2 protein-coding genes are annotated in these 7,587 nt (G+C 36.7%); both read right to left on the minus strand.

Annotated features, from left to right (window positions below):
• Positions 1-165: 165 nt before the first annotated feature.
• On the minus strand, positions 166-6,132 hold the full coding sequence (locus tag HT688_RS04290) for a ZmpA/ZmpB/ZmpC family metallo-endopeptidase (RefSeq protein ID WP_172923588.1): 5,967 nt from the start codon (positions 6,130-6,132) through the stop codon (positions 166-168).
• 238 nt (positions 6,133-6,370) lie between these two features.
• On the minus strand, positions 6,371-7,549 hold the full coding sequence (locus HT688_RS04295) for a hypothetical protein (RefSeq protein ID WP_050262190.1): 1,179 nt from the start codon (positions 7,547-7,549) through the stop codon (positions 6,371-6,373).
• Between the last annotated feature and the right edge of the window lie 38 nt (positions 7,550-7,587).

Below are 7,587 nucleotides of genomic sequence, written 5' to 3' on the forward strand. Positions count from 1 at the left end.
GATTTTTCAATATACTTCGCTATTGGACGGTTACGGTGCAACCAAGACACTTCCGAGTAACACCGAACCAACAATACATTTTATTTTCCGAATGGAAAATTTATCTTTTTTAATAATGACAATTCTAATTCTCTACATTCAATTTTTATTTCCTAATAGTAAACACTATTTTTTATTCTCAAAAATTGAACTTCTAAAATCATCGGTTTGGTCAAGATAGGCTTTAAAGATTGCTCTCTTCAACTTATGAACCGCACTATCATATTCTGGATTATAGTTATACCAAGAATAACGATTATCTTCTGCATCCTTACGAACAGCTTCATCCATTAATTTCTGTAATTCAGTCACGCTATTGATAGTTTTTGTTCCGCGAATATACCAAGGAATTGATGGATCCTTAAATGACACTGTATTTAATTGTCCAAACTTATCTTGGCGTTCTTTGTACATAGCTTTCTTGAATTCTGTCCAAGTTTTATATTGACCGTTAAATACCTTTTTCAAAACCAAGTCATCTGTCACCAATCCGCGTTCTTTACCATAAATAGTTATCTTTTTACCATTTTGTTTGGCTTCTTCTTCGTATTGGTTTGAGATATATGGTACCATACCATCTTTAAAGCCTTTAGCAGCTAGTAGTTCATAGGCTATACGACGTCCCATCAGGTCACCTGGTGTTCCTATATTACTACTTAATGCTGCATAAATTGGTGCAAATAACTTAATAGTGAAGTAGCCATTTCTTTCGTATTCTTTAGACTTGTATTCACGAGCTGAAAGGATGTTATTATCAATCAAACTCTCAAAGCTTGTCAGTTTTTTAGCATCTTCTACTGTCAAATCTTTGACTACATTTGTTGCGTAAACCTTATTTCCATCTTCACGATCTTCTACATACTTGTTCTCAATTTTTCTAAGAGCTTCCATTTTCTGATAATCAGTAAGTTTCTCTGTGATAGATTTACCTTCAAGATATTCTAGCATATAAATAACATCGAACATATTGTGGACGTAGTTCTGAAGATCTGTTGCGTCTTTAAATCTCGTAGTTGGATCGAGTATTTGTAATCGTTGTCCTTCTGTACTATCAGATTTTGAATGTTTCAAGATTGAGTTAATGGTAATGGTCGCATCATCTGGATGGTCTGGCGCTTGTAGCAATCCTTTGGCGAAGAACTCTGGTCCCAGTCCACTTCTTCTGCCATATCCACCTAGATAAATGTCCTGATCTGAATCGTGCGTCATTTCATGCGTATAAGTGATAGCTCCATCCTTATCCAACATACGATACCCCATATAATAAACGGCATCACCTGTGGCGTAAGCACCGTGTTCATTATGACCGACTTTATTTCCAACAGGTCCAAAGAAATGTTTCATAGCAGGATTTGGATCATCAAAATCTGCTACTTTTTTAGCCTTTCCTTCAGTATTATCATTTCCAAATTTATAGGCATCATAAAGCAAGATATTTCGATAAAGCTTTTCACGCCCTTTTTCATCTAGAATACGATACCAATAATCATAGTGATCTCGTTGACGCTCTGCTGTTTCGTGAGCACTCTTTTCAACAAACTTATTGAGCTTATCACCAGCCTTATAGTCACTATTGCGATAACGATCATAAGCACCAAATCCTAGACTAGAGATAGTCGAGATAACAAAGACTGATTTTTCTGGCAAGGTAAGTAGAGGCAGTACCATGTTACGGTATTTCCAGCTGTCGCTAGTGATTCGATCATAGACACCGATAGAGTACTTGCTACCAGCTTTTTCCTGGTTAGCCCTCACTTCTGGAATATTAGATTTTTCTTCAACGATATAAGCCTTGGTCTGTGATTTAAACCAGTCATTGTTAGTTTGAGTAGGTGCAAATGCTTTACGATAGCCTTCTAAAGCACTAAACAGGTCTTTTGTACCGTAGTTATTCGTCAGCAAGGCATTGTAAGTAACCACATTATTTTTTGCCAAGAGATTGTTGTAGCCAGATTTACCTAGTTCAATAATCGTATCAAGAGGAGAGGTATTTCCCTTACCAAAGAAATCCATATGGAACATAAGCAAATCTTTTGCGCTAGCCTTATCAAATTTGAAATCATACCAGCGTTCTAGATAGGTTAATCCTAGCATCAAGGCTTCTTTGTTTCGCTTGATTTTATCAACAATGTAATTGTCAATAGCACTATTATTTCCAGAAACAGCAGCATCAGCTGAAAGCAATTTTTTAAGAGTCTCAGTCAAGTGATCTTTTGTCTTAGTGAATTGCTCATCTAGATAGAGTTCTGTTAATTTAATATTATCAGAGATTCCTAACAAATTCTTAAGAGCAGTTGGATTATACTGTACTGTATTTAAGTCGTTTTTAACTCTGTCTATTATAGATGTGTAATCTTTTAGGAAAGCATTTGGTGTGTATACTAGACCTGTACTTCCAATAGTATACTCAGCCAGATTTGCAAAGTCATTATGGTAGGTTATGTTTACTTTCTCAGATGTTCCATCGTTGTAATGTAGTAATAAATGGTTGATAGAATTCTTGTTTGAAGTGATATCTGAGACTACTTCCTCATTTTTCATAGGGACAACAGATAACAGTTCTTTCTTATACAGGTTATGATCAGTTGATAATTGATTTCCATATTTCACAATGGTGTCTCTATTATAGAAAGGTAATAATTTTTCTATATTTTTATATGCAACTTTTCTTGTCTCCTGATAATGAGCTGCCTTGGTATAATCTACATCCTGTTTAGCAGAATTTGTGAAATCTTCCACTGTGACAGTGTGTTTTTTAGTAATCTTCTCTTTCTTAGCTTGAACTGCTGTTTTTTCAATCTCAGTACCACGTTCTACAGTGGAATCAACTGACATCACCTCATCATCAACTTGTTGAACATTGACTACTTTGTTTTCTTTATTACTATAGACATTTGTTTCCTTTATATTATTGAAGTGGTAACCAGAAATCGCATTCCCATTTGTAATATTCATATCGCTGAGAACATTATTCAAGTGGCCGGTATTATCATCTGTTCCACCTTCTTGCGTCCATAGGGAACCTGCAACTCCACCAACTCTAGCGAATGGTTTAGCATTATTTATTTCACCTTCAGTATAACTATTTTTTACAGTTGCATTATTTTCTACGATACCTGCAATTCCACCAATGGTTTGGTTAGAATATTCTGCATTACTTGAAATGGTTACTGTTGAAATAGAATGGTCTACTACAGAATTAGATCCAGTTAATTGTCCTACTAAGCCACCAATTGCATACTGAGAGGTTGTAACAAAGGTATTTGTTATTCTTCCAGTGAAGCTACTATTTCTTACTGTAGAATTATCAACTTTTTGGACAAGTCCTCCGATACCTAGCTCACCAGCAATGATTCCATTTACGTGAACGTTATCTAAAGTTGAAGAATTTGTGGCTTCCTTAGCAACTGATGCGACATGATTCTTACCAGAAATATTGACATCTTTCAAGGTGAGATCCTGAATAGTAGCATTATTTAATGTATTAAATAACGGCTTTTTCAAATTATAGATAGCATAATGTTTACCTTGATGACTACCAATCAATTTCCCTGTAAAGTTATTTGTAACATAACTTTCTTGGTTTTCATTTAACTCAAACTCGCGAGCATTCATTGTTGCACCAAGTGTGAATGTTCCACTTGGTCTACTATTCATATCAGTTATTAATTTTTTAAATGATGTGTAGATAGGGCCATCGTTTTGAACAACTTTTGGAAGATAATAAGTAAAATTGTCTTGATATTGATTGTCTACAGATTGCTTCAAGTGTTCCAAGCTAGCTGTAATTTTATAGACTGCTTTACCGTCCTTTATAGTGTCCTCAATATTTGAAACTGGAAGTAGTACATCTTTAAATTTAGCTGATTTCACCTTAATGAAATAAGCAGATTTATTATCTGGTACTTTATCCAAGCTTGTATGCTGTTTTGACCGATCTCCTTCATAACTATAGAGCTCCACATCAGAAACACTTCTTAGTTCTATTGTTTTCTCTTGAACTTCTACTTTTTTATCAGGTTCTACTTCATTTTCTTGTTTAATTTCTTCGTTTCCATTTGAATTGGCTGTGTTTGATTCGGTTGAAACATCCTCAGTTGAATTTCCTTTTGGTTGTTCTGGTTCTGTTTGTCCGCTCTCTGTTGTTGCATTACCAGAATTTTCAGGTTTTGTTGAAGTTTCGGCTTTCAACTCATCTTTACTTGTTGCTTGACCATTCAAGGCTGCCGCTGCTGCAACTAAGTCATTCTTAGCTTTCTCAACTTCTGCTTGACTTGCACCTTCTTTAGCTGCTACAGCTTTCGCTGCTGCAAGTGCTTGATCATAGGCAGTACGCTTAGCTTGGTCTGCATTCGTGTACTTGGCGTCAGCTTTTGTTGCATCTTCTTTCGCAATTTCGGCTTTCAACTCATCTTTACTTGTTGCTTGTCCATTCAAGGCTGCCGCAGCTGCCACTAGGTCATTCTTAGCTTGGTCAATCCCTGCTTGACTTGCACCTTCTTTAGCTGCTACAGCTTTCGCTGCCGCAAGTGCTTGATCGTAGGCAGTACGCTTAGCTTGGTCTGCATTCTGATACTTGTCAGATTCTTTCGTGCCAGATTCTTTACCAAGCTCGGCATTCAACTCATCTTTTTCAGGTTTGTTTGTTTCTTCAACTGAGGTTGTCGAATTACTAGGATTACTGGACACTTCCCCAGTATTTTCGTTAGATGTATCTGGTGATACTTTCTCTGAATTCGTTGTTGATTCTTCTGCAGATTGAACTGGATTTTTTGCTCCTTGAGTTGAGGTTCCTTCTGTGGTGCCTTCATTTGGTTTTACTGGAACTTCTTCTACAGTTTTTTCTAGTTCTTGTTCTTTCGGCTTCTCGACTGGAGTTGCAGAATGAACTTCTGAAGCGTCTGTAGATTCTTCTTTAGTCTCTCCTGATTTTTCTCCTGACTTAGGAGTTGCATCTTCTCCTGAGTTTGTTGTTGATTCTTCTGCAGATTGAACTGGATTTTCTGCTCCTTGATTTGAGGTTCCTTCTGTAGTGCCTTCATTTGGTTTTACTGGAACTTCTTCTACAGTTTTTTCTGAAGTTTCATTTTTGGAGTCATTATTTTCTGGTTTATTTGACTCTCCAACTTTATTTGTATCACCTTGATTAGATTCAGTTGGTACTGTTTGCCCATTCTCTTCTGTTATTGCATTACCAGAATTTTCAGGTTTTGTTGAAGTTTCGTCTTTTGACTCATCTTTTTCAGGTTTGTTTGTTTCTTCAACTGAGGTTGTCGAATCACTAGGAATACTGGACATTTCCCCTGAGTTTTCTCCTGGCTTAGGAGTTGCATCAGCTACAGTTCCAACTTGTCCATCCCTAAATTCTGGAACAGCCTCATACTGTCCGTTAATCACTTGTATTTTTGATGGACTCTCTATAAAATTCGGTGCAATCGTATAATCTACCTTTTGTTGATCTATTGGAGTGGCTACTGATTTCTCTTGATTACTTACCTTAGAATCAGAAGTCGTTTTTCCCTCTTTGATATATCCAATATATGTGTAACCTGAAATCTCTTTAGGAAGAGGTAATTTTTCTCCAGAGGTCAATTCATAGTCCGTATTGTAATTCAGTAAAAGATTATTTTCTAAAGCATGGGCTGATACTAGAATACCGTTTCCTATCCCTGCCACCAATACTAAATGCAATACCGTTTTATTCTTAACTTTTTTCTTGGAAACAGCAAAAACTAAAATCCCCAGAGCTGCTAAGCTAGCACCAGCAACTAAGGCTTGCATCTCATTCTTGCTTCCAGTATTTGGTAATTCCGCCAGTTGATTTTGAGAATTTAACTTATAAACAAGATAATAAGTTTCATCATCATTCTCCACGTATGTCGGAATATCATATATAAGCTGCTTCTTTTCTTCTGATGATAGCTCTGACTCTGTCACATATTTATAGTGAACACCTTTGGTCTCTTGAGCTGCCACAGATGAACTAGCTAATACAGACATAAAAAACAAACTCGAAATCGTTGCAGATACAAGTCCTACTGATAATTTTCTAAATGAAAAACGTTCTTGTTTTTCACCAAAATACTTTTCCATTATTCCTCCTTGAAATAAAATTTTAAAAATATGTAAGCCTAACTTTTTTATATTAGTGTACTATCTATAAAAAAGGGAACATACTTTAATTATACTCTTTATTTAGCAAAAAGTCTTAAAATTGAGTTGCGTTTTCATACTTTTTTTATATATAAAATACCAAGTAGTAGTTTTGCAATTCCCTATTATTTTTTGGATAAAATGTAACCTACCATGAAATTTCCACGGCAGGTGTTACTCATATCACTAATCGTTCTAAAAATGGTTTGATGCAGTTGAGGAGAATTCCTTCTATCCAACTTTCTTGTGCTGAGGATAGATGTTCTGTCTGAAGGCTTTCTTTTAGAAAATCGCGGACTTGTTCTGGTGAGATTTCAAACTCAAAGGCTTTCATTTTATAGAAAAAGTCGAGCAGATGATCTGACAGATATTCAGTTGAAAAAGGCACTTCTCCGCTTTTTCGATATTCTAATAAGAGCCGAGCAAATCTGGCTTTTTCTTCAGGAAGCTCACGAAAATAGGAATTGAGGAGCCAGGTCTGCTTCTGCTTTCTTTCAATTGGATCCTGACTAGCAATTCGTTGGTCTTTTTCCAGCTCTTTTTGGTATTGTTTGGCCTTGATAGCCCGTTCTGTCCGATTTTTACCAAAAAGAATTTTCTCCCACTTTCGTTCTTCTTGAGTTAAGGTCTCTGTAAAGCCAAAGTAATCTTGATAGGCACGCTCTGCTGGGCCCATAGCTAGAACCAGATTGTCTGCATATTGCTTGGCGATTTTATCCCTCTTCTTGCGCTCTTTCTCTGCCTGGATACGGAGTTCTTGTTCGTAATCAATTTTATCTTTTCCTAGTTTGACAAGGTAGAGTTGGTCATCTGGTTTTCCAAGTAAAAAGGGCTTGATACACTTTTCAAGGACTTCTTCCATCCGAGCTTTTTTCTTTGGCTCCGCCTTGGTCCAACTTCCTCCTTGAAAGACTTCTAGGAAAAGCTGGTAGTCTCTCTCAGGTGCAAATTGATTGCCACGATTGGGTTTGAAAACATCTTTTTCCCAGAGCCATTTTAAAAGTCGCTCGTCAAAGTCACTTTTATTGACCTTGATTTTCTCCTTTTTATGGGCTTTTCTGGTCAGATTTTCAACCTTTCTGAGCAGTTTTTCTTCCTCTTCCAGTTGCTGGTCAAGGGACAATCGATGAAAATGACGAACACAGTCGCTACCAATTGGAAAGAGGCGTTGACCTGTGACACCGTTAAAGAGTTCGTAGGCGTACTTGATGGCATTTCCACAGACACAATTGCTACGGCCAATACCGTTAAAAATCAAGGAAACTTCATTCCATTCCTTGGTAGCTTGTTCCCAAGTATCCGCTTTTGAAGCCTGTAAAACTGCATCATACAGGGATTTTCTAACTGGAAGTGTCATGAGGTCTCCTTTCTAATATTCAATGAAAATCAAAGAGC

The organism is Streptococcus sp. 1559 (assembly GCF_013276735.1).
Taxonomy (GTDB): domain Bacteria; phylum Bacillota; class Bacilli; order Lactobacillales; family Streptococcaceae; genus Streptococcus; species Streptococcus pseudopneumoniae.